Here is a 1,323-nt window from a genome sequence, read left to right on the forward strand (position 1 = left end):
GGCCGGAACCGGGACAAGGGCCGGGCCAGGGGCAGGGCTCAGGGCAGGGGCCGGGCCAGGGGCCGCCGGATCAGGCGCACCATCAGGTCGCCCACGTGCCGCAGCCGGCGCCGCCCGCGTTCGACCACGCCGACCCGGGGGCGTACTACCGGGCGTTGCGCGAGGCGTACGGGCCGGTCGCGCCCGTGCTGCTGGACGGCGGGATGCCCGCGTGGCTCGTGCTGGGCTACCACGAGGTGCATGTCGTGGCGGGGAACCCGGAGTTGTTCGGGCGGGACCCGCGCCGCTGGCACGCGTGGGACCGCGTACCCGCCGGCTGGCCGCTGCTGCCGCACGTGGCACACACCCCGTCGGTGCGCTTCACGGAGGGTGCGGAGCACGTACGGCGGGCGGGCGCGGTCGCGGACGTGCTCGGCGAGGTGGACCCGTTCGAGCTGCGGCAGCGCGCCGAGCGGGCCGCGGACGCCGCGGTGGACGCGTTCGCGGGCGCCGGGCGGGCGGAGTTGGTGGCGCAGTACGCCGAGCAGGTGCCGCTGCACGTCATGGCCGGGCTGTTCGGGCTGCACCCGGGCGAAACGGCGGCGCTGGAACGGGACTTGGCGGGCCAGTACGGCTACGGCACCGCGGCGCCCTGTCCGGTCGCGGAGCTCTCGCACCCGGCGCACCCCGCGCCCGCGGCCGGGCCCGCCGCCTCCGCCGCGCGGCTGCGGGCCACCATGGAAGCGGTGCTCGCCCGGGCCCGGCAGGCCCCCGCGCCAGGTGCCGACATCCCGTCCCGGCTGCTGGCCCATCCGGCGGGCCTCACCGACGAGGAGGTCGTGCAGGACCTGCTCACGATCATGGCGGCCGGGCGGCGGCCCACCGCGGACTGGATCGGCAACACGCTGCGGCTCCTGCTCACCGACGAGCGGTTCGCGCTCACGCTCTCCGGGGGGCGGCGCAGCATCTCCCAGGCGCTCGCCGAGGTGTTGTGGACCGATCCGCCCGTGCAGAACGTCATCGGGCGGTGGGCCACCCGTGACACCCAGCTCGGCGGGCGGCACATACGGCGCGGCGACTGCCTCGTGCTCGGGCTCGCCGCGGCCAACGCGGACCCGCAGGTCCACCCGGCGGTTCCCGGCTCCGCCGTCGGCAACCACGCGCATCTCTCCTTCAGCCACGGCGCCCACCGCTGTCCCGCCCCCGCGCCCCACCTCGCGGAGGTGGTCGCCACCACGGCCCTCGAGATCCTCCTCGACCGCATCCCCGATCTGGTCCCCGCGCGCCCCTCCGCCGAACTCCCCGGGCGGCCCTCCCTCCGGCAACGCGGCCCCGCCGCCCTCC

1 protein-coding gene is annotated in these 1,323 nt (G+C 77.5%); it reads left to right on the top strand.

Going from position 1 to position 1,323, the window contains the following annotated elements:
* Positions 1 to 95 precede the first annotated feature (95 nt).
* On the top strand, positions 96 to 1,323 hold a 1,228-nt coding region (locus AC13HU_RS37285), incomplete at its 3' end, for a cytochrome P450 family protein (RefSeq protein WP_483046436.1).

This window comes from Streptomyces sp. NH27 (genome assembly GCF_056859195.1).